Origin of the sequence: Labrenzia sp. OB1 (assembly GCF_001624695.1) — a bacterium.
Classification (GTDB): Bacteria; Pseudomonadota; Alphaproteobacteria; order Rhizobiales; family Stappiaceae; genus Roseibium.
Window position 1 is genome coordinate 118521 of sequence record NZ_JSEP01000007.1, and the last position, 22419, is coordinate 140939.

Here is a 22419-nt window from a genome sequence, read left to right on the forward strand (position 1 = left end):
ACAGCTATTTCAAAATCTTCCGTCAGCCCTCAGGGTCCGTGGAAAGTTCTTCAAAAAGGGTCGGCTGCTCCACGGAAGGCCCGCCATTTTTCATCAATAACCGCTTCCGAAGCCGCTTGGTCGCTTTCGGAGCAGCGCGATCGAGTTTTCAACCCTGGTATCCATACCTCTCGTCAACGCAAGGGTGATTACCGGCGTTTTGTTTTGGTTCCTGAATGTGCCCGACGGTCGATATGCGTGACTTTTCCAGCCTTCGCCCACGAATGATGAACGTCTGCCTGTTTTGTGGCCGGGATACTGGATCAGTCCTCCGCGATCCCCATCTCGGTTTCGCGCATTCCGGCTCTTATCCATGCGCAGATCATCCGTACCGTGCGTTCCGAAACCCGGTCGGGATCTACAGTCATCCAATAGGACAGGCCGTCGACCCAAATGTCGGGGCGCACGACGCGGAGCAGTCCCTGCTGTATCAGCGGGCCGGCGAGAATGCTGCTGACCAGTGCAATGCCGGTTCCTGTTAGAGCCGTCTGCAAGACCTGATGCTCATCCGGAAATTCAATGATTTTCCGTGTGTCCGGGACACTTTCTCCAAGCTCTTCAAACCAGCAATGCCAGGTCGGCGCGAAATGATGTCCCTGAGACCATCGTGTCTGGACAAGCGTTGAACGCGTATCGGCCGGGTCGTCGGTTTCGGACGATGTCCCGGCGACAGCCTGAAACCTCTCACTCCTGAGACGTTCTCCCTGCGCGTCCTTCGCATAGCGTATCGATATCGCGGCACCATCGGACGGAAGAGCCAGGTCAGTTGTCGCATGGATGCGCAAGGGAAGCGTGTTCCCCATTCCCGAAGAGCGCGCAAGACGGGGCGCCAGCCAGCATGCGGCAAATGCCGGGGTGACGGAGACCGTGATGACATCACTCTGGCCCATTGCGGAGACCACGGCCCGATCAATTCTTTCGAAGGCGGGCGCAAGTTCCGATGCCAGATCCCGGCCTGCTCCTGTCAGGGACGATGGACCGCCTGAACGATTGAACAAGGTTCTTCCGAGCTGTTTCTCGAGGGACCGGATCGCATGGGATACTGCGGTCTGGGTAATGCCAAGATCGTCAGCAGCCCTGCCTTGCGATCCCGTGGCAACCGTCCGTTCAAAGGCACGCAGGCCGGAGAGAGATGCACGCTTCATGAATTTACCTCATATCGGCACGAGAATTATGCGTTTGATAACTCGGGATGAAAAGCCGATCTACTTCAATGAGATCATGAAGGAGATTTATGATGCTTACCGTTTTGAGAGTCGATGCAAGCGCGCGAAATGAACGGTCGCTTTCACGCAAGCTGGCGGATAAATACATCGACGCCCTGTGCCGGGCTTGTCCCGACGCCGACATCGTAACGCGGGATGTCGGTTCTCGACCGCCTCCCTTCGTCACCGAAGCCTGGATCGCCGCGGCATTCAAGGCTCCCGAGGACCGGTCGCCGCATGAACAGGCCGTGCTGGAAGTCTCGGATCAGCTTATTGCCGAAGTGAAATCCGCCGATCTCATCGTCGTGGCTTCGCCACTCTATAACTACGGCATGCCTGCAACCTTGAAGGCATGGGTGGATCAGATTGTTCGGGTGGGCAAGACGTTCGACTTCGATCTTGCGCGCGGTGACTTTCCGATAGAACCCATGCTGTCGGGCAAGAAGCTCGTCGTTCTGACGTCAAGTGGCGAGTTTGGGTTTGCTCCAGGTGGTATTCGGCAGAACCAGGATCACCTCACGTCCCATCTGCAAACCGTCGCCAAGTACATCGGGGCGGAGTCGGTGGATGTCATTCGGATCGAGTACCAGGAGTTCGGAGACGAAAGACACGAAACGTCAAAAAATGCCGCCTTCCAGATGGCAGAAGCGCAAGGGCGAAAACTTGGACAGCTTCAGGCTGCTGCATAGCCAGCTTTCGCGGCTCCGCGGCACTTCTGCTGGCAGGGATTGGGAACCAAGTTCAAGACTGCGTCCCAGTCCTCTCCCGTTTTTTGAAGAGGTCAGCGAAAAGGTTCGGATCTTCTCTTCGCAGATACGCTTTTTTGATTTGCGTAGCGCCCTTCGGCCTCCTTGAGCATCAGGGTGCTGGTGCGGACGTTTTTCCGGACGCTCCGTCGTTTTCCCTGTATCAGGCCATTTCAGCCCGAACAGCCTCGTCATGCATCAATGAGATGATCTGCCGTTTATAGTCCATGAAGGCCGGAGAGGTCAGAACATCGATCCCGCGCGGGCGATTGATGTCAATGCTCAGGGTCGATTTGATCCTGCCGGGCCGGGCGCTCATCACATGGACTTCATCACCGAGGAAGATAGCTTCGTCGATGTCATGGGTGATGAAGAGGACCGTCTTGCGCCTGCGCTGCCAGATCTCGAGCAGCAACTCCTGCATTAGCTGCCGGGTCTGGCTGTCGAGCGCTCCGAAAGGCTCGTCCATCAGCAGGATACGTGGATCATTGGCCAGAGCGCGGGCCAACGCAACACGCTGGCGCATGCCGCCCGACAGTTCCTTCGGGTAGGAATCTTCAAAGCCGGTCAGACGAACCGCGGCAATCAGGTCATCGGCGATATCCTCGCATTCGGACTTCGGCATGCGCTTCAGCTTCGGGCCGAACATGACGTTCTCGCGGACGGTGAGCCAGGGAAACAAAGTGTAGCTCTGGAACACCATTCCCCGGTCAGCGGAGGGACCGGATATCGAGACGCCATCGAGCATGAGCTGACCGCTTGTCGGTGTCTCCAGTCCGGCGACAAGGCGCAAGAGCGTAGACTTGCCGCAACCTGACGGGCCGACGATGACCGAGAATGTATTGTGTTCCACCGCGAGCGAGACATCGTCCAGGGCAATGACCGCCGGTTTCTTCTTGGGTTCAAAACGAACGGTGATATCGGTTAGGGCGAGAAAGCTCATGACAGGGGGCCTAGAATTCTGCGGACCAGGGAAGAAGGCGGTGGCGGAGCCATTTGAAGAGGAAATCCGTCAAAAGACCGAGAATTCCGATGGTGAAGACGCCAAGCAGGATGACGTCGGTGAAGAGGCCGCGCATGGCGTTCAGGATCATGTATCCGAGGCCGCTGTTGGCCGCGACGAGTTCGGCAACCACCAGATATGTCCAGGCCCAGCCCATGGTGACACGCAGGTTGTCCATGACACCGGGCATACAGGCAGGCAGCAATATGCTCCTGACAACCTGTCCCCGTCTTGCGCCCAATGTGTAGGCGCAATCGATCAGGTCCTTGCTGACCCGCGCGGAAACATCGGAAATCAAGATCAGTTGCTGGAAGAAGGTGCCCAGAAAGATCACCATGATCTTCTGCTCGATCCCGATGCCGACCCAGAGGATCAACAACGGGATAAGGGCAGACACCGGAATATAGCGCATGAAACCGGTGATGGGCTCCAGGACAGCCTGGATAGCTTTGAAACTTCCCATCAGGATGCCTATCGGGACCGCCAGAACCGATGCCAAAAGGAAACCGGAGAGAATGACCGTGAGGCTTGATCCCATGTGATGGAACAGGGACAGATCGCCAATGCGCTTGGTTGCAGCGGACAAGACTTCTGCCGGGGTGGCCAGAAAGTCCGGCGGCGTAAAGCCGCCGTAGGTGAGCAGACACCATAGACATAGAATTGCCAGGAACGAAGAGACGCTCAATCCGATATAAAGACTGCGCGGGATCTCCGTTTTCGGAGATAGCAACGAGGACGTGCTCATGATGTCTGCTCCACGCTGCTCAGTTGACGATGCCCGAAGCGATCATCGAAGCCGGGTCTGCCTCAAGTTTGAACAGACCGGCTTCCTCACCAAGCGTCTTTGCATTGGTGATCGTTGCGAGGATGCCGTCCGGGGTGGCCGGGTTCATGAAATTGACGTTCATATCCGCGTCATAGAAGGCTATGCCCGCACGTGTTTCGGCGAAAACAGCGGGGTCTTCGAGCCACCCGCCGACACCCTTTGCCATGATAGCGTCAGCCTCGGCCTCGTTTTCCTTCTGCCAGTCAACAGCCTTGCTCCAGGCCCGATAGAATGCCTGCATGTCTGCTTCGCGCGTTTCCAGAACCTTCTGCGTTGTGACGGCAACATCCGTGATCAGACCAGGCGTTGCGGAACTGTCCACGATCAACGCACCATGATCTGTTGCCTTGCCGCGGCTCAGCCAGGGTTCCCAGGTCACGGCAGCATCAACGCGACCGGCCACGAAGGCAGCGCCGGCATCGCCAGCGGTCATGTTGAGAGTTTCAACATCGCCCAGGGACATGCCTGCGTTCTTTAGCAAGACGCTCAGGAAGAACTGTGAGACAGATCCCTCGGTGTAGGCGACCTTCTTGCCTTTTAGATCGCTGACGGTCTTGATGTCCTTGCTGGCGACGATCCCATCGCCGCCCCGGCTGTCATCCAGCGCGAAGAGGTAGACGAGGGGCCGTTCCGGCGTCGTAAATCCAAGAACGGTATCAATTGTGGTGACTGCAACGTCGACCCGCCCAGCAGCCAATGCGGGCATGCGGGTTTTCACATCTTCCATGACAACCAGATTCACATCAAGACCTTCGTCCTCGAAGAAGCCCTTGTCGCGAGCAATATAGAGGGGGCCATACCCAACCCAGGTCGAATGGGCGACGGTCAGTTTGTCGGCGGCCTGTGCGGGCGCCACGGACACTGCGGCAAGCAGCGCGATCGCAGCGCTGCCAAGGCGGGAAAATATCTTTTTCATGCTGTTCTGCTCCATCTGGGGTTCAAGGCATTGTTCTTGTTATGATTATTTGTCGTGACCTAAGGGGGGTCTTAGGCGTTTCGTCCCTGGTGCACCTGCAAGAATGCAGAGCAATTCAAACATGATGGATACGCCGACCCAGGCTGTTCCACCGGAGGGATCGAACGGGGGAGACACCTCGACAAGGTCCGCGCCGATCACATTGAGCCCGTCCAGCAATCGGACCATACGCTGCGCTTCGCGGGTGGTTAAACCACCTGTTTCCGGCGTGCCTGTGCCCGGGGCAAAGGCCGGATCGATACTGTCGATGTCGAAGCTGACGTAAGTCGGCAAGTCACCAACGATCGCCCGCGCCTCTGACATGACATCGGCGATGCCGCGATCATCGACTTCTTCAATGCGGATGATACGTACGCCCTGTTCCAGACCCCAGAGAATGTCTTCGTCATCGTACATCGTGCCGCGAATGCCGATCTGAACGACACGTTTTGGATCCAGATAGCCATCCTCGATGGCGCGGCGAAAGGGTGTCCCATGGGTGTATTTGAACCCGCCGAAATAGCTGTCGAAGAGGTCAGTATGAGCGTCGAAATGGATCATCCCGACCGGCGCGTCCGCTGCGAGAGCCTTGAGGATAGGATAGGAGACAAGATGGTCACCACCGGCGCTCAGAGGTGTGATGCCGCGTTGCTTCAAGTCTGTATAAAACCCGGTAATGCGCTGCAGCGCGTCGGCAACATCGGCCGGATTGACCGGCGCATCTCCCAGGTCGGCAATATTGCGCGTCTCGAACGGCCGCGCGCCAGTGGTCGGGTGAATTCGCCGTATCATGGTGGAGAGGTCGCGCAATTGGCGCGGTCCGTGACGGGTGCCCGGACGATTGGTCGTTCCGCCGTCCCAGGGCACACCGACAATACCGATATCGACGTCGTCTATGCCAACATCCTTCGCGCCGAGGAGAGGCAAACGCATGAAGGTTGGAATTCCGGCATAGCGAGGCAGATCAAAACCGGAGATCGGCTGAAAGGACAGCCCGTCTTTTTCATTTGCCTGGCCTGGCTCTTTATCTAATGGGGTGGTCTCGGACATGGGAGGCTCCGCAAGTGTGCAACGGCCATCATGTTGCCATGCACAAAAACGTCCGATAAGATCGAAGTACAAGAATAAACGTCCGAAAGTTTCAACGTAAGATGGTCTCGACTGTTTCCCCGCTGAGCGACGTCGACCTGCGCCAGCTGCGCATCTTTCGCGCCGTGGTGGACAATAACGGGTTCACAGCTGCCCAGGATGAACTTGGGCTCTCTCGCTCGACCATCAGCGCCCAGATGGCAGCCCTTGAAACACGGCTCGGACTGAAGCTCTGTCGCCGGGGGCGCTCAGGTTTTTTACTGACTGAGCAGGGGCAGAAAATATATGCAGAGGCCATCAAGTGCTTTGCTGCCCTGGAGAACTTTCGCAATGAGATTGGCGTCATGCGCGGAAATCTGGTTGGTGAGCTGCGCATCGGCGCCGTAGATGCCTTTGTTGAAAATCCCAAGGCCCATCTATCAGACGCCATTGCCCTGTTTAACGAGCGTGTTCCCGACGTGCATCTGACGGTCATGGTGTTGTCGCCGAACCAACTCAGCACCGCGCTCCTGAACCGGCAAATCGAGGTCGCAATCGTCGCGAACCAGCCAATGAACGCGGCGGTACAGCTGGAACAGCTCTTTCAGGAGGAGCAGAATCTTTATTGCGGCGCACGCCACAACCTGTTTCATGCAGATACTAGGGATCTGACACTGGACCGGATTTCCGCCGAGCCATATGCCCGGCGCGGCTATACGATCGCAACCGCCTATAACTCACTCTTTGCCCATGCTCCAGCAGCGACGGCCTATTCAATGGAAGGTCTCGCACATCTCATTCTCAGCGGGCGGTTTGTCAGTTTTCTGCCAAATCACTATGCGGAGCGCTGGGTCGAACGAGGCGAAATGCGCGCTTTGCGCCCGGATCTGGTCAGTTTCCAAATCGGAATGTGCATCGCCCACTTTCCTGTCGGCACCCTGTCACGCATCGCCGAAGCCTTCCGAGAATGCCTGCTAGAAGCGCATTGAGATAAAACGAAAGCCTTCCGAGGCTGATCCCGACGCGTTGCGCCGCGGCCGTTATCGCCGTTCCTTTTCCCTGCAGTCCCCTCCACCAATAACCCAGGCTAAGTGGACCAAGATCAAACTGCACACACGAAATGATTAACTAGAGCGCAAAGCAGCCTACAAATCCCGAGCGCTATCAATGGCCAGAAACCGAAACAAATCAGTTTGTTGATGAAGATTTACAGAGCGAGCATGCCACTTGTTTCATTCATATCAGCGCAAGAAGGAACTCAGCCCTGGCAAAGAACCCTTCTCATAAGGGTGGCGTGCCGGAAACAATTTTGAGACGGCACTTCGGAGTTTATATCGCAACCATCAGTGCGGCGAGAACGCCGAACCAGTAGTGCATCAAGACCACGCCGGCGAGGTTCTTCTGGTAGAGATAGACGTAACCGAAGACGATGCTGGCGAAGAAGGTGATGACCACCGCGTCCACCCCGAAGGTCAGGTGGAGCGAGGCGAAGATCGTGCTGGTGAGGAGGACGGCGCGGTGTCCCCTGGTGTCGGCCAGGAACTTCTGGAACAGGCCCTGGAGCAGACCCCTGGAGCCGATTTCCTGGATCACGGTGTGAAACAGGTACTGCACCAGAAACAGCAGGTCGACCTTGACGCCGGCATTTTGCGGCACCTGATCCTGCCTGAAGAAAACCATGTAGATCACCGCCGGCGCCGACAGCACCAGACAGATCGCAAACGATTGGGCGAGCGAGCGGAGCAGCCCTTCCCGGCGCAAACCAAGCTGGCCGGCCGGAATCTTCATGACCTTGATGATGATCAGGCAGGGAACCGCAAACGCCAGGATGGTCTGCCAGGAGAACCCGGGATCATAGACGTCCTTCACGTAGCGTTCGGCCACGAGATAAAACAGCGAGGTCGAAATCAGATAAAGCGCAATGGTGAAGACCAGAAAGTAGCCAAACTGGTTTTGCAGCGTCTTGGCCGCCAGTTGCTCCTGCAGGGCGGACAGCATGCCGTCACTCAGGGAGCGCGCGCGCTTCACCACCACACTTGCCAGGGCCCCTTTCAGCTCGCCGGAAACGGCGGCACCATCGGGCAGCTTCCTGAGGGCGTCCACCGGTATCTTGATTAGCGTGCAGGCGGTCTGCGCGACGACCGATGCCGCGCGAGGTGCACCGTCCAGAAACGCCAATTCTCCAAGACATTCTCCTGCGTGCACGGTGTTCAGCGAAATGTCGCCTCCCTCCGGCCCCTTCCTGGTGGCGAGTGCCTCGCCCTCGATCAGAAGAAACAGATCGGAGGTCTCGTCGCCTTCACGCACGATGGTTTGCGTTTCGGAAATGTGAACGTATCGGGATACAGAAGCGATGCTTTCAAGCACGCTGTCGTTCAGATGCGCAAAGGCATCGTGCATCTTGAAGTGATCGATCATTTCCATGGACGGACTATCGGCAAAGTGTCTGAAATCGAGTTCTATCGCTGTTCCGGCTAACGTGCCCGATGGCTATCATCAAGACGTTCATAAACTCCTACCGCTTCCCGCTTCGGGAGAACACAGCCAACCGATTGCCTCCCTTCGCGCAAGCAGTTGCAACGCAAGGCAACTGCACGGGCCGACAAAAGGCAAACGGGCCTTGCCGCGGCTTGTTCGCGCCGTTAGAGCGTTAGGTTACGGATCGAACCCTATCAAACCTGAACCCTTCGGGACATGATGCAAGCGGGACAGAAGCGCCGAGTTCTCATCGTCAATGCCTATTTCGACCCGTGGAGGTCGGCATCGCCCACGCGCTTGTTCGTCCCGCGCGCGATGGCCCCCTACTATCTGGCTGGCTATTTCGACCCCGACCTTGTCGAGGTCAAGGTCTGGGACGAGGTCTTTCACGGGGCGCTGCTGAACCGCCGCCTGCTGGAATGGCCGGACATGGTGGTCTTCACCGGATTGACCGCGGCCTTCGACCGGGCCCGGCAACTGGCCGCCTATTGCCGGCATTTCACTCCTCAGGTGGTGAGCGTGATCGGCGGCCCGATTGCCCGGGCGCTGCCCGCCCTCTGCGATCAGGTGTTCGACTATACCTGCCAGGGCGACGTGGAAGAAATCGGAGCGGTCATAGAGGCCGTGTTCAGCGCGGATCATGTCGCGGACAGAACCGCGCCCCGCTTCGACCTGACAGCTCCGACGATGGGGGTCGGCTATCTCGAAACCACCAGGAACTGCAATTTTGCCTGTTCCTTCTGCTCCCTGTCCGGCGAAGGCCGCGCATATTCCGCCCATAGTGAAGCGTCGATCGACGGTCAGCTGGGTGCAATGGGCAAGGCGTTTGGCGTCATGGTTCTGGACAACAATTTCTACGGCAACAACCGCAGCAGTTTCGAGTGGCGTGTCGGCAAGATCGGCGAGCGCTGGAGGCAGGGGCAGTTTCGCGGATGGGGCGCTCTGGTGACGGGCGATTTCTTCAAGCGTCCGGAAAACCTCAAGCTGATGGCGGACAACGGTTGCAAGGCTCTCTTCTCCGGTGTCGAGAATCTCGATCCGGCCGTGCTGAGAACCTTCAACAAGAAACAAAGCCTTGCTTCCGATCCGCTGTCCCTGACCCAAGCCTGCGCGGAGCACGGCATGTTCTTCGACTACGGGGTGATCATCGATTTTGCCCAGCAGACCGTCGCCGAGGTGGACGATCAGGTTTCCGGCATCCTGTCGGATCCGCGCATCCCCTTGCCCGGCCTGCTGTCGCTGACCATACCGATCGCCGGGACACCCTATTTCGACGAAGCCGCGCGGGCCGGGCGGCTGATGCCGAATGTCCTTTTGAGCGACCTGGACGGGCAGAAACTGGTCGAATGGCCGCAGGAACCGCTGGAAAAGGTCACGCCCTTCCTGCGCGACCTGCTGAAGTTCCGCGGGCGCAAGATGGCGCTCTCGCGCCATGCGTTTAGGCATGCGTGGCATTGGCGCAAGCATTTAGGATGGGAGCAGACGGTCCTGTCCGCCGTGCGTCCGCTGCATCGGTTCGGTGGAAATTTCGGTCTCGGCAGCCCGCGCCAGATGCGCCAGTCGTTCCGGGAACCCGCGCTGACCTACAGCGTCATGACCGACACGTTGCGGGCCGCCTACCGGCCCCTGCACAGGTTGCCGAGCCAATTCGCCAAGGACTTCGAACCGTTGAGGGTGACGGATGAGACCGGAGCATTGAGCGATCAGTTCCTGGAAGCCCGGTCGGGAGCGTCATCCCTGACAGCCTGAGTTTCACCGGCCGATGTGGCTGCCTGCTTGAGTCTGGCCGGCGGTTTTCAGCCACCCGGTTTCAGGCATGTCCCTGCGCCGCTTCAGCCGCTTCCATATTGGCAACAAACTGATCGGTGCAGACGGCCCAGCTCTGCCCGAGAGCCGCTTTCCGGCAGTCCTCTCGCGGTATCTTCAGGGCCTCAAGCGCGGCTTCGCGCAAATCGTCGGACAGGACGCCCGCGGCGCTGTCGCCGATCACGTCGAGCGGTCCCATGACCGGATAGGCCGCCACCGGCGTGCCGCAGGACAGCGCTTCCAGCAACACCAGCCCGAAGGTGTCGGTCTTTGAGGGAAAGACGAAGACGTCGGCGCTTGCATAGTGCCGGGCGAGATCCTCACCGGATTTCGCTCCGGTGAAATGTACCTCCGGATAGCTGCGGCGCAGGCTTTCCAGCTGCGGACCGTCGCCGACAACGACCTTGGAGCCGGGCAGGTCGAGATCGAGGAAGGCCTCGATGTTCTTCTCGACGGCGACACGGCCGACATTCATGAAAACCGGGCGGGGAAGCGCCTCTGGAAGAACGGAACCTTCATGTGGTCTGAACAGGCTGGTGTCGACGCCGCGCGACCAGCGCATCAGGTTCCGGAATTTGCGCTCACGCAGATTTTCCTCCAGCAGCGACGTGGCGACCATGCAGCCGGACCCGGAATTGTGGAAGCGGCGGAACCAGGCATAGAAGGGCGCTGTCGGCAACGGCAAACGGGCTGCGACATATTCAGGGAAACGGGTGTGGTAGCTGGTTGTGAAGGTGCGGTTTTCCTTTTTCGCGGCCGCAGCGGCGAGCAGCCCGAGGGGACCTTCCGTCGCAATATGCACATGACCGCAGCCGTAGTCCCGGATAAGCCTGCGCACGGTTCGCCCGGTTGTCAGGGAGAGCCGGATATCGGGATAGGTCGGGCAGGGAACCGTCCTGAATTCCCGAGGGGTGATGAACTCCACGCGCAGGCCTCGGGTCCGCAGCTCACGGGCCGTATATTCAAGCGTCCGGACGACACCGTTGATTTGCGGATACCAGGCATCCGTCACGAAGAGCACGGATTTCATGCTGCAATTACAGGCTCTCTGTCATGATTTGTCCTTGTCGTGGCCTGTTCGGACCCGGCCCATCTGACGATCTCCAGCGTACCGTCAAACCGTTCGCCGACGGCGGTGCAGCTTTCCACCCAATCTCCCGTATTGAGATAGTGAAGGCCATTCATGTCACGACTGGTGGCGTGATGGATATGACCGCAAATGACCCCATCAAGTTTCCGTTGCCTGATGTCGCTTGCGACGGTGTTTTCAAACTGCCCGATGATATTGACGAATTGCTTGACGTGCTGTTTCGCGAAGGCCCCCAGGGACCAGTAGTTCATCCCCAGTTTGCGCCGGGCGATGTTCAGCCAGGTGTTCATCGCCAGAGCAGTGACATAAAAACGGTCGCCCAGATAGGCCAGCCATTTTGCCTTCTGGATAACCACATCGTACTGGTCGCCATGGATGACAAGATAGCGGCGGCCGGCCGCCGTGACGTGTTCGACATCGTCGGCGAACTCGACACAGCCAAAGCGAAGCTTGCGAGATTTTCTGAGAAATTCGTCGTGGTTGCCGGGCAGATAGACAATGGTCGTGCCCTGGCGGCCACGCTCCAGCAGAAGATTCATGACCGCCTGGTGAGAGGCCGGCCAGAATCTCTTTTTCCTGAGCCGCCAGCCGTCGATGATGTCGCCGACAAGATAGATCGTTTCGGCCTGGTGGTGTCTCAAAAAGTCCAGAAGCAGTTCGGCCTGACATCCGCGCGTGCCCAAATGGATATCTGAAAGAAAAAGCGTCCGAAACGTCCGGACCTGAACGTCCTTGGAAAAATCCTGTTCGTAAATGGCTGAGGCTCCTGAATGGAATGGCTGCAGGGAGTATTGTTCCAACATCCTGTGCACGCAAGACCTCAGCGGAACATCGCAAGGGCTGCCGCTGAAGGCAGCGGTTCTCCGTTTCCCTGCGACAGGTCCTTCTTGCTCCTGCGCTCTGCTTCTTCAGGTACTCGCCGGATGAACGAAGAGAGATCCGGCCGTGTTGAAAATTCAGTTGTCGCCGAAATACTGTGTGCGCAGGTCGTCGATCACACCATTTTCATGAGCCCCCACGACCTCTATCGTCATCTCCCGTCTGAGGGGGCTGCCATGGGGAAGACCGAAGCCGTATTTCTCCGGCTGAAAAATCGGACCGACCACCTTGAGTTCAGCCTGCGGATTCCTGTGCAGGTAATACTCCAGGACAGGGGCGTCGCCGATGATGGCTTCCACCCAGCCGTTTTCCAGGGCCTCAACGGAAGCATTTATATTGCGGGTGGAAATCGAGGTGATGATCGAGTCATGCGCGAATTCTTCCGCGCTGCTGCCTTCCGCTACCGCGACCGTCTTCCCGGCAAGATCGGAGACGCTGTTGATGGTTCCGGTCAGTGACAGACTTGTCATGACGCTCGTGACCGAAGATGTGACATAGGCCATCACAGCTATCCCGCACACGAGCCACAATGCCTGCCAGATCCGGCCAACCCAGCCGAACAGGTTCTTCCGGGACGGGGCCTTTCCCGAGGTGACGACCGACATCACCGAATAAAAGCTTTCCGCAACGCCATCGGTCCACTTCTGCGGAAACCCCTTGTCGAACCTCCGGTCGAAAAGGGTCATGCCCAGGGTGGAGACAACGATAATGAGCGCCAGCCAGGCATAGGGCTTGAGATAGCCCGCATCCCTCAGACCTTCAACCAGCCCGCTGAAGCCGACATGCGGTGTTTCGCTGACCATGATGCGCAAACCCGCGTCGAACCAGGGCTGTGTAAAGTCAAAACGCCCCGCACGCTTCTCGGTGATGGTCAGATTGGTGACGGCCAGGTCGATTTGCTCAGACGAAACCGCGTCGATCAGTTGCGTTACCGTATCGAAGGACTTGTATTCGTATTCGGCGCCGGTCTCGCCGGCGATATATTCCCAAAGGTCAACCGCCATGCCTGAAACATCGTCCCCTTCCACCATGACGAAAGGAGGACTTTCATAAACGCCGACCAGCAGTTTCGAGGTTTCTTCCGTGCTGTCCTGCGCTGCAGACAGTGGCGAAAAACAGACGAGCGCAAGAAACGCGGCGAGAATTCGCATCATGGCATTCACCTGAACTGTAGCGTGTTTCGAAAAGGAACATTCAAATTTGATCTGATCATACAAGTAATATCAATGTCCTGGATAAGATAACGGACAAAAAGACAGGGGCAGATAGTTTCCTGTGCATGGTGACCATCCAGTGTTTAACGTTGAGTTAAATATAAAAACCCTCCGGAGATAGCGCCTGGTGAGGCCTGACTATCGTGCTTCGCTGGCTGTCAGAATTATCTGGTGGCTACCGTGATAGACACCGCGGCCGATGGCGGAACAGGGCGTCGAATATATAGCTCGGCAAATAAGAGTTCATTTGATGGCTTCGTGGAAGGCGTGTCGCGTTTAAGCGGATTCATGGGTTCAGGTAGACGCTGGTTGAAGCGTTTGCATTGCAAATGCGCTCGGGCGATTTTCTGAACTCAGTTTTTTGCGGTCTGCGTCAATTACGTCCTGCCGCAGCGTTCGCCAACCGGGCCGTTGTGCGTCTTTATCTATGAACTCTACGTCCTGGTCAGAACACTTCGGTTATCATGGCTACTACAGAGCCCCTACCGGAGTGTCGCTTCAGCGGGGGAAGGCGTGTGCAGCATCTGTTCGGTACGACCTGACACGCCAGACCATCCCAGACGAGGTGATGAACATGTCGGTGCCGGAAGGTCCGCCAAAGCACAGGTTGGACGTTTGGGCGGGCAAGCGAATTTTGCCCAGGCAATGCCCCTCCTGATCAAGGCAATGTATGCCATCCAGCGCACTGGTCCAGACAAGGCCGCCGTGATCCACCCGCAAGCCGTCGGGCACGCCCGGCATGATCTCGGCAAAGACCCGTCCGTTGGACAAGACGGTCCCGTTTACGTCGAACACGCGGATATGGTGCGGCAGATTGTAGTCGATGCCGGGAAAACTCGCCCCGCGAATGGCGCCGGAGTCGGCCACATAAAGCTGCGTTTCATCGGGTGAGAAAGCCAACCCGTTGGGTTTGTCGAAATCGGTCAATACGGCCGTCAAGGTTCCGTTAGGGGCAGCGCAGAATACATAACATCCACCGATCTCACTTTCGGCGGCGTAGCCTTCGATGTCGGAGTTGATGCCGTATGGCGGGTCCGTGAACCATATCGATCCGTCAGAGCGCACAACGACATCGTTTGGAGAGTTCAGCCGCTTGCCCTGATAGCTGTCGGCGATCACTTCAATTGCTTCGGGGTCTTCAGGGTCGTGCCGCCGGATGACCCGTCGCCCGCCATGTTCGCACGAGATCATCCGCATTTGCATGTCGCGCGTGTTTCCGTTCGCAAACTCGCTGTTGGACAGAGCAGTGGTGACCCCGTGACCCTCGCGCCAGATCATCATCCGCTTGGCAGGGATATCGTTGAAATACAAGCGATCCTTCATCCATACGGGGCCTTCGGTCCACGTCATACCCTCCCCGATAAGTTCGGGCGGGTGATCAATGTCGAGGAGATCCGCGAAGACAGGGTCAAAGCTTTCGTAGGTTGCTTCTTCCATTTTATTGCGACTTTCTGCGCAGCGTCTGAAGCAACAGCATGACGATGATAATCAGGCCGAATATGATGTTGCGCCACGCGTCAGTGATTTGCATTACCGACAGGATGGAGGTCAGAAGCGTAATGAACAGAACACCGCCGACGGTTCCGATCAGGCTCCCCCGTCCTCCCAGAATTGACGTGCCACCAATGACGACAGCGGCGATGGTCGGCAAAAGAAACGGATCGCCCATCGACTGATAAGCCTGATTTGCATAGCCTGCCAGCATGACCCCGCCCAATGCGGAGCAAAGCCCGGCGATTGCGAAAGCCGCGAAGATAACCGAAGGGGTTGAGACGCCAGACAGGAAAGTCGCCTTTTCATTGTATCCGATAGCGGAAAGATAGCGCCCGAAGCCTGACCGTTTCAGCAGCAGAGCCATCGCTCCGGTCACCGCCATCCAGACGACGAAGGCAACCGGTATTCCCGCAAGATCGCCAGTCGCCAGCAAGGTCATCGCAGGGCTGGCTTCGCCCTTGGGGTTGAACCCGCCCGTATTCAGAACCGCCACACCAAGCAGCATGGAGTTGACCGCCAGGGTCCAGACCATCGACGGGATGCGCAGAATCGCGACACCAACGCCGTTGACGATCCCGACAAGAACCCCGAATAGCAGCGCGGCGGGGATGGCCGCCGCGGCCAAGGCCGGATTGCCCGAACCAACCAGCGACGTTGAGATGATGGCCGCACCCGCCAGTACCCACGGAACGGAAAGGTCGATATGTCCCAACAGGATGACCACTGTCGCCCCAAGGGCCAGAACCCCGAGAAACGCCGCGATCTGCAATTGTTGCGCAAGGTAGTCGACGCCCAGGATCTGTGGAAAGAAATAGCTTCCACCAAGGATCAGCAGGACCGCTCCGAGATATGGAAACAGGGCGTCGGGGCTGGGCAGATTTTGTTTGATCGTATTCATTTTCCAAACACCTCCAGCCGGTTCCTGACCCGCAATACGCCCGCGCCGCCAATTGCGATGGCCCCGGCCAGGATCAGCCCTTCGATGAAAGGTTGCGCCAGCGGAGGCAAGCCGGAAAAGAACATCAGGGAGCCGATGGTTTTCAGAATAAACGCACCAGCCATCGCACCTGTCAGCGTGCCGACGCCGCCGCGCAGTGCAACGCCGCCCAAGACGACCGCGGCGATGGAATTCAGCGTGTAGTTGGGGCCGATCCCAGCGTCCCCCGTTGTCGTTACAAAGCTGAAATAGAGGCCGGCTAGACCCGCGAACAAACCACCCATCGCGAATGAGACAAGCCGGATCACCGGCACGGGCATTCCTGATTGAAATGCAGCCTGTTCAGAGGAACCGACGGCATACAACCCAAGACCCAGACCCGTCCGGCGCAAAGGCACCCAGAAAAGAACGATCACCGCGGCAGCGATGATCAGCGCCGTCGGAATGCCAAAGACATCCAGCGTGAACGCATCGGCCAGGTCATAATCGATCCGGCCGCCCGGAGTGGGCCGCAGCAGCAATGCCAGACCAACAAACAAGGATGCCGTTGCAAGTGTCGCCACGATCGGTTGAATGCGGCCAAACACAACAACTGCGCCGTTGAAGAGCCCGCAGGCCACACCAACGGCGAGCACCGCCGCAATCCCAAGGGCCATGTCGAGACCGGAACCGATCACGAAATAGGAGGCGACGCAATTCGTCAGCGCCATGACTGCGCCAACGGACAGATCAATGCCCCGCACAATCACCGCGAAGAACTGGGCAATCGCTGCCAAGGCAAGGATCAGGCATTGGTTGGCCCAGATCGTGATTACATAGGTATTGGGCCCGCTGGGATGGCTTGCAAGGTATAACGTGAGCAAGACAGCAAGCACCAGAATGGCGATCGCTTCTCGTTGATTGGACCTGAGCAGATTACCCATTGGCGGCCTCTGAGGTTTGCGCAGGAAGGGGGATGTTCAGGGAAGCTGCAATGATCGCCTCGGCTGTGACGTCATTTCCTGTCAGGTGACGAACGATACGCCCCTGATAGAAAATATGCGCTTCATCGCAAAGGTGGATCAGCTCTTCATAGTCGGTTGAGACGAGCAGGATCGCGACACCGCTGTCGGCCAACCGCCGCAGCAGCGCATATATCTGTGTCTTGGTTTTGACGTCGATCCCGCGTGTCGGATCGGCCAACAGCATGCAGCGGGGACCGAGGGCAAGCCATTTCGTCAGAGCCACCTTTTGCTGGTTTCCGCCGGACAACTCGCCGACCGGCTGATCCAGACTGCGACATTTCAATTCAAGAGCATCCAGAAACGGCTGATAGATCGTGACATCCGACGCATCAATTCCGTCCGTACCAAGCGCGGCCAGTTCCAGATTTCGGGCGATACTCTGTTGCAGTATGAGCCCTTCGGTCTTGCGATCTTCCGGTACGAGGGCAATGCCCAGTTTGGGATTCTTGGCCTGTTTGGGGTGGGTGATCGTAACCGGGATGCCACCCACGACGCAGCGTCCCTCCGTTCCCTTGAGAAGACCGAACAAGCCTTGCAATACGCTGCCTTGCCCTTGCCCATCCAGGCCGCCAAGTCCCGTAATCTGTCCCTTGCGCAAAACGATAGAGATATCACGCAGTTTGTCTGTCCAGCTGAAACCGTCGACGCGCAGCACCTCTTCCGCGTCCGGGTTCGCCGGTGGCTTTGGCGGGAACAGGTCATCAATGCGCTGTCCGACCATCTTGCTGATTATTGCGCTGTAGTCGTAGGCACCATTGTCGAAAGTTTCGACATGCGCACCGTTTCGAAAGATGGAGATACGGTCGGCAAGGGATTCGATCTCGTGAAACCGATGCGAAATGAACAATACACCGACGCCCCGATCCCGTTCCGCACGAATGAGCCGGAACACTTTCTCGACGACAGAGGCATTCAGGGCGGACGTCGCTTCATCCAGGATCAGCAGCTTGGGATTGCGGGTCAGGGCTTTGGCGATTTCAACCTGTTGTCTTTCCGCCAAGGACAGATCGGCCACGCGCGTTTTCATTCCGATCGCACCGCCATCTATCTGTGCCAGTATGTCCTGCGCGCTCCGCACCACGCTCGCATTCAGCCTCCCGAGCCCGGTTCCGACCGCGCCCAGCATCAGGTTTTCACGCACGCTCAGATCGGGAACCAAAGACAGTTCCTGAAACATGCAGACAAGCCCGCGCACCATTGCATCGGCCGGGCTGGTCAGCCGGGTGACCGCGTTGTTGACCTCGATATCTCCGGATGTCGGCTGAATGACGCCTGCCAACAGTTTCATCAGTGTTGATTTGCCGGCACCGTTCTCGCCCAGCACTGCGTGGATTTCACCGCCGAAACACGAGAAATCTACATCGGACAATGCCTGGGTCGTGCCATAGATTTTAGAGACGCCGCGAAGGCGCGCAATCGGGTGTTCAGATCGAGACATTACAGGCCGTCCGCTGTCAAAAGGAGCGTTCCGGCAGCGCGATGCCGCCGGAACCGATTTCACCGCGATCAGGTGTTGTCAGCGGTTTGGCCAAGCAGCTCTTCCGGGGTGAAGGGCGCAAAGCAATCAGGGAAACCTGTGCCTGTATTGAAAGACTTCGGCAGGTCCGGGAAGTAATTCACACCCGCTTCAAGGTCTTCTGCTTTCACCTGCGGAATCGGCAGATAAACAGTTTGCGGCAGTTCGTTGCCCTGAAGCAATGCGACGGCGGCTTCCAGCGCGACGGCGGACATGGCAGGTGCCTGGGATGCGGAGATGCCGGGGATATCGAGCTCGTCCATAAGCATGCGAACACCATTCTCGCCGTCCACTCCCATAGGCACAATCGGATGTTCAGCGGCCTGCATTGCGTTGATCGTTCCCGCGGCTCCGTGCTGAGAGACGACACCATCAAATTGGCCATGCGTCGCCAGCGCATCTGCGACGACTTTCTGGCTCGTGCCGGTATCCCAGTTGCCAACGACCTCGACAATTTCAAGGCCCTCGACATTTTCAAGCACACTCATCATGCCAACACGGCGATCACGATCTGTGGCATTGCCGGGCAAACCGTTCACCATCAGGATCTTGTCGGCGGTTCCGCCGAGTTCATCCATCACGGTTTGCGCTTTGAGACGGCCCAGTTCCAGCTGGCTTTCATTGATCTGCACGACCTGATCCGTGTCCAGAACATTGTCGAACGGAACAAGGACAGTGCCCTGGCGTGCCGCCCTGCGGATCACCGGCTCAAATGCGCTCGGGTTCACGGCGATGAACGTGATGGCATCGTAGCCCGCAGCGATGAAGTTATCGATTGCCGCTATTTGCGCCGCGCTGTCATTGCCCACTGATACGACCGTGAATTCTTCAATATTTGCAGCGTTTTCAGGACGTGCGGCCCAGGCTTTCGATGCCTGGATGGCCGCGATACGCCAGTCGTTTCCGGCAAAACCGTTCACAAACGCCATTTTGTAAGGCCCCTCTTTGGCCTCACCTTGAATTGTTGTGCTTTCCGGCGCAGGCGCGAAGCACTCTGCACGGTAGGTTTCCGCGGATGCATGTGAAACGACAAACATCGCCAACGCGGTTCCCAGCATGAGATTTTTCATTCGATTTCCTCCCAGAGTTTGATAATTCGTCACATGTTTACGTAAACATATGGCGCATCAAACATGTTTACGTAAACATGTGTCAAGTGATTCTGTTAAATGCATCTGATTATTTACGAATGGAGACCGGAGTTGGCGGACCGAAAAGCAGCGCGCCCCACGATGGATGATGTCGCTGACCGCGCGGGCGTAAGCCAGATGACAGTCTCGCGGGTGATGAGCGGAAAGGGCTATATCTCAAGCAAGGTGCGCGATCAGGTCCATGCTGCAGCCGCGGAAATCGGCTATGTTCAAAACCGGTTGGCGCGTGGGTTACGCTCCGAGCAATCCTCCCTGATCGCAGTCGTGCTTCCCACACTTGGCAATACTGTTTTCACGGAGGTGTTGCGCGGCATCACCGACGCCCTGTCAGCGCAAAGTCTGCGCCCGGTGTTTGGTTTGACTGAATATTCGGAAGACCGGGAATATGAATTGGTGCGCGATTTGCTGTCGTGGCGTCCTGCGGGCATTGTGCTGGCCGGGCTGGAACATTCTGACCAGACCAGACGTGCAATCGATGCGTCTGGCGTGCGGGTTGCCGAAGTCATGGATATTGACGGCGAACCTATTTCGACGGCGTTCGGACTGTCGCAGAAAGCCGCGGGACAGGTCACGGCACAACATATGCTGGACAAGGGCCACCGTCGCTTCGTTTACGCGGGCAGCCAAAGCGGCGCCGATCTGAGGGCGGGTAAACGCCTTGAGGGTTTCCGGCAGACCGTTCGCGAAGCGGGCGGAACAATCGTGTCCGAAATCATCAGTTCGCAGCCTTCCTCCATGGTTGAAGGGCGGCGGATAACAGCGGAGATCCTGTCCGGCGGCGACCGCCCGGACGCGATTTACTACTCCAATGATGATCTGGCGGCGGGTGGGATCATGCATTGCCTGGCCGAAGGAGTAAGAATCCCCGGTGACATTGCTATGGCCGGCTTTAATGGATTGCCATACCTTGATGCCTTGCCGATCCAACTGACGACAATACAAACTCCGCGCTACGATATCGGTTTTCAGGCTGGAAAGCTCTTGGCGATGCAAGGCGAAGATCGTTCAAGCACCGCGTCGCAATTGGTCGATCTGGGGTTTGAGTTGAGCGTCGGAAGAACCTGTTGAAACGACCGGCAGTTTAACCGGCATCAGAACACTGGTTGCAGCCGGCCTCAGGACCAGAAGTCGGCCTGAAGCTGCGCAGCCTCATCCTCCAGAAGCGGGCCGACCACCTCAACCTGCCTCTGGCCCGCGGCGAAGACGGTGCGGCAGGGCAGGTCCAGTGTCGGGTTCTCGTCGTGATCGCCTGTCTGTTCCTTGAGCGATTTTTCCGTCTGGCCGAAGACGACGCGGCCGATGCCGGACCAGTAGACGGCGCCCGAGCACATGGCGCAGGGCTCCGCCGAGGTGTACATGGTGCAACCGGCGAGAAAATCTGGACGCCATTGCTTGCTGGCGCGGGTGGCGAGCAGACGTTCCGCATGGGCCGTCATGTCCTGCCCCTCGGCGGTATAGCCGTTTCCCTGCTCCATCAGGATTTCTCCGTCGGGCCCGGCCAGAAGGCAGCCGAACGGATGGTCGCCGGTCTCCCTGGCCATGGCCGCGATCTCGAACGCCCTGCGCAACAGCGCGATGTCCCTGTCTTCCCGCGTAGCGCTCACACCTGTCTCCCGTATGCATTTTCGACAAACAGGATCATGCCCTTTTTCGCCATGTATGTGTTTGTAACCCTCAGTCGACTTGGATAGTTTTTGATCAATCTGATGGCGAAAATTGTATCACTTGCGGAAATATTAAGCGAAATCACAGCAATCAATTGCAATTACATTTCACTCTTCTTGACATAAACACTCCCTTGATCTTCCGTCAGGGAGAGTAGAAGCGGTAGAGCCTTTGGCTTTGACATTGCTCATCTTTGTTAGCTGATCAATGCGGCCCCGGGAACGTTCGGGACATGCCTTGCCGATAATGGGATGACGATGGTGAAAGGCAGGAAATCAAGCTCCCGCGTCTTGCCACTTTTCCAGATGAACAACAGCGAAAGGATGTGCTGATGCGCATGTTTGACGGGAAGATTTTATGCGTTGCCCTGACTTCGGTCGCGGCCGCGTTTACGGCTTCGGGAACCGCCTCCGCAGCCGACCTGGTAACCTATCAGCTCGACTGGCTGCCGGGCGGCGACAAGGCACCGATCTATGTTTGCGTCCAGGAAGGCTTCTGCGAGGAAGCAGGCCTGGAGATCAAGATCGAGCCGGGCCGCGGTTCGTCGGAAGCCATCACCAAGCTGGCGACCGGCACGTCCGATATCGGCTCGGCCGGGCTGGGTGCGCTGATGGCTGCAAGAGCGACGGAGGGCGTCCCGGCGACCGCCGTCATGTCCATCTTCAACATGGGCCCGCACGCTTTCTACACGACCGCCGACACGGGCATCGCATCCATCAAGGACGTCAAGGGCAAGAAGATCGCCACTTCCCCCTTCACGTCCTCCAACGTCTTCCTGCCGCTGGTGCTCGCCGACAACGGGTTTTCGGAAGCCGATATCACCCTGACCAAATCCGATCCGGGCGCGCTCGGCCCGCTGCTGATGACCGGCCAGTCCGATGCCATCATCGCCTGGCTGACGGATGTGTCCCGTTACACCGGCCAGGCCAAGGAAGCCGGCAAGGAACTGGTCGTCCTGCCCTGGGCCGATGCGGGCCTGGAGCTTTATTCAGCAGCGCTCGTCGCCAGCGACACCTTCCTTACCGAACGTCCGGAGGTGGCGAAACGTTTCGTCGCCGCGTTCAAGAAATCGCTCGAATTCGCCTATGAGAACCCGGACAAGGCGGCAGCGGCCGTTGCTGCCATGGTGCCGGAACTTTCGGCCGAAGACGTCAAGGGCTCCTGGCTCGACGCGTCCAAGCTGGCCTTCAACGAAGTAACGGAAACCTATGGCCTCGGCGCACTGGATGCGGACCGGCTGCAAGCCACCTGGGAACGGGTTGCCGCGTCCCAGGATCTGGATCCGGCTTCGCTGCAGCCTGAGGACGTTGTCGACCGGTCCTTCATGCCGGCGTCGGAGTGAC

General features: G+C 57.9%; 20 protein-coding genes. 5 read left to right on the forward strand and 15 right to left on the reverse strand.

Going from position 1 to position 22419, the window contains the following annotated elements:
* Positions 1–302 precede the first annotated feature (302 nt).
* On the reverse strand, positions 303–1184 hold the full coding sequence (locus OA90_RS11480; protein WP_068411060.1) for a LysR family transcriptional regulator: 882 nt from the start codon (positions 1182–1184) through the stop codon (positions 303–305).
* Positions 1185–1276: 92 nt separating this feature from the next.
* Here OA90_RS11480 and OA90_RS11485 point away from each other — a divergent pair, with 92 nt between their 5' ends.
* On the forward strand, positions 1277–1933 hold the full coding sequence (locus OA90_RS11485; RefSeq protein WP_068411549.1) for an NAD(P)H-dependent oxidoreductase: 657 nt from the start codon (positions 1277–1279) through the stop codon (positions 1931–1933).
* 220 nt (positions 1934–2153) lie between these two features.
* Here the strand turns inward: OA90_RS11485 and OA90_RS11490 are convergent, their stop codons facing one another.
* Genes OA90_RS11490 through speB form a run of 4 tightly spaced genes read right to left on the reverse strand, consistent with a single transcriptional unit; the run spans position 2154 to position 5824 of the window.
* A complete protein-coding gene (locus tag OA90_RS11490; RefSeq protein ID WP_068411063.1) occupies positions 2154–2933 on the reverse strand; it encodes an ABC transporter ATP-binding protein in 780 nt (259 codons plus the stop codon).
* Positions 2934–2943: 10 nt separating this feature from the next.
* Complete coding sequence (locus tag OA90_RS11495) at positions 2944–3738, reverse strand: ABC transporter permease (RefSeq protein WP_068411066.1); 795 nt, start codon at positions 3736–3738, stop codon at positions 2944–2946.
* Positions 3739–3757: 19 nt separating this feature from the next.
* Positions 3758–4735, reverse strand: coding sequence for an ABC transporter substrate-binding protein (locus OA90_RS11500; RefSeq protein WP_068411552.1), 978 nt, complete (start codon positions 4733–4735; stop codon positions 3758–3760).
* A 45-nt stretch (positions 4736–4780) separates the two neighbouring features.
* Positions 4781–5824, reverse strand: coding sequence for an agmatinase (speB, locus tag OA90_RS11505; protein ID WP_068411069.1), 1044 nt, complete (start codon positions 5822–5824; stop codon positions 4781–4783).
* A gap of 101 nt (positions 5825–5925) precedes the next feature.
* Between speB and OA90_RS11510 the strand changes: the two genes are divergently transcribed.
* A complete protein-coding gene (locus OA90_RS11510) occupies positions 5926–6831 on the forward strand; it encodes a LysR family transcriptional regulator (protein WP_068411072.1) in 906 nt (301 codons plus the stop codon).
* Positions 6832–7171: 340 nt separating this feature from the next.
* Here the strand turns inward: OA90_RS11510 and OA90_RS11515 are convergent, their stop codons facing one another.
* A complete protein-coding gene (locus tag OA90_RS11515; RefSeq protein ID WP_068411075.1) occupies positions 7172–8266 on the reverse strand; it encodes a cyclic nucleotide-binding domain-containing protein in 1095 nt (364 codons plus the stop codon).
* 270 nt (positions 8267–8536) lie between these two features.
* Between OA90_RS11515 and OA90_RS11520 the strand changes: the two genes are divergently transcribed.
* Positions 8537–10069, forward strand: coding sequence for a hypothetical protein (locus OA90_RS11520; RefSeq protein ID WP_068411078.1), 1533 nt, complete (start codon positions 8537–8539; stop codon positions 10067–10069).
* A gap of 61 nt (positions 10070–10130) precedes the next feature.
* Here the strand turns inward: OA90_RS11520 and OA90_RS11525 are convergent, their stop codons facing one another.
* From OA90_RS11525 to OA90_RS11560, 8 genes are all read right to left on the reverse strand, one after another.
* Entirely contained in the window at positions 10131–11156 is a 1026-nt protein-coding gene (locus tag OA90_RS11525; protein WP_068411081.1) for a glycosyltransferase family 1 protein, read from the reverse strand.
* Positions 11153–11971: a UDP-2,3-diacylglucosamine diphosphatase gene (locus OA90_RS11530; RefSeq protein ID WP_279625812.1), complete on the reverse strand. Its 819-nt coding sequence runs from the start codon at positions 11969–11971 to the stop codon at positions 11153–11155. Before OA90_RS11530 ends, OA90_RS11525 begins: the two co-directional genes overlap by 4 nt.
* Before the next feature lie 201 nt (positions 11972–12172).
* Positions 12173–13249 carry a transporter substrate-binding domain-containing protein gene (locus tag OA90_RS11535; RefSeq protein ID WP_082837005.1) on the reverse strand — a complete coding sequence of 359 codons (1077 nt, stop codon included), beginning with the start codon at positions 13247–13249 and terminating at the stop codon, positions 12173–12175.
* A gap of 558 nt (positions 13250–13807) precedes the next feature.
* Complete coding sequence (locus OA90_RS11540) at positions 13808–14746, reverse strand: SMP-30/gluconolactonase/LRE family protein (RefSeq protein WP_068411084.1); 939 nt, start codon at positions 14744–14746, stop codon at positions 13808–13810.
* Between the two features lies 1 nt (position 14747).
* Positions 14748–15701 carry an ABC transporter permease gene (locus OA90_RS11545; protein WP_068411087.1) on the reverse strand — a complete coding sequence of 318 codons (954 nt, stop codon included), beginning with the start codon at positions 15699–15701 and terminating at the stop codon, positions 14748–14750.
* Positions 15698–16663, reverse strand: coding sequence for an ABC transporter permease (locus tag OA90_RS11550; protein WP_068411090.1), 966 nt, complete (start codon positions 16661–16663; stop codon positions 15698–15700). The genes OA90_RS11545 and OA90_RS11550 overlap by 4 nt, the downstream gene beginning before the upstream one ends.
* Entirely contained in the window at positions 16656–18182 is a 1527-nt protein-coding gene (locus OA90_RS11555; protein WP_068411093.1) for a sugar ABC transporter ATP-binding protein, read from the reverse strand. Before OA90_RS11555 ends, OA90_RS11550 begins: the two co-directional genes overlap by 8 nt.
* A gap of 68 nt (positions 18183–18250) precedes the next feature.
* Positions 18251–19363: a sugar ABC transporter substrate-binding protein gene (locus tag OA90_RS11560; RefSeq protein ID WP_156510463.1), complete on the reverse strand. Its 1113-nt coding sequence runs from the start codon at positions 19361–19363 to the stop codon at positions 18251–18253.
* A gap of 66 nt (positions 19364–19429) precedes the next feature.
* Here OA90_RS11560 and OA90_RS11565 point away from each other — a divergent pair, with 66 nt between their 5' ends.
* The gene (locus tag OA90_RS11565; RefSeq protein WP_068411099.1) at positions 19430–20479 is read left to right on the forward strand and encodes a LacI family DNA-binding transcriptional regulator; all 1050 of its coding nucleotides are present in this window, start codon (positions 19430–19432) and stop codon (positions 20477–20479) included.
* Between the two features lie 47 nt (positions 20480–20526).
* Here the strand turns inward: OA90_RS11565 and OA90_RS11570 are convergent, their stop codons facing one another.
* Complete coding sequence (locus tag OA90_RS11570; protein ID WP_082836993.1) at positions 20527–21015, reverse strand: nucleoside deaminase; 489 nt, start codon at positions 21013–21015, stop codon at positions 20527–20529.
* A gap of 398 nt (positions 21016–21413) precedes the next feature.
* Here OA90_RS11570 and OA90_RS11575 point away from each other — a divergent pair, with 398 nt between their 5' ends.
* Entirely contained in the window at positions 21414–22418 is a 1005-nt protein-coding gene (locus OA90_RS11575; protein WP_068411564.1) for an ABC transporter substrate-binding protein, read from the forward strand.
* Position 22419: the final 1 nt, after the last annotated feature.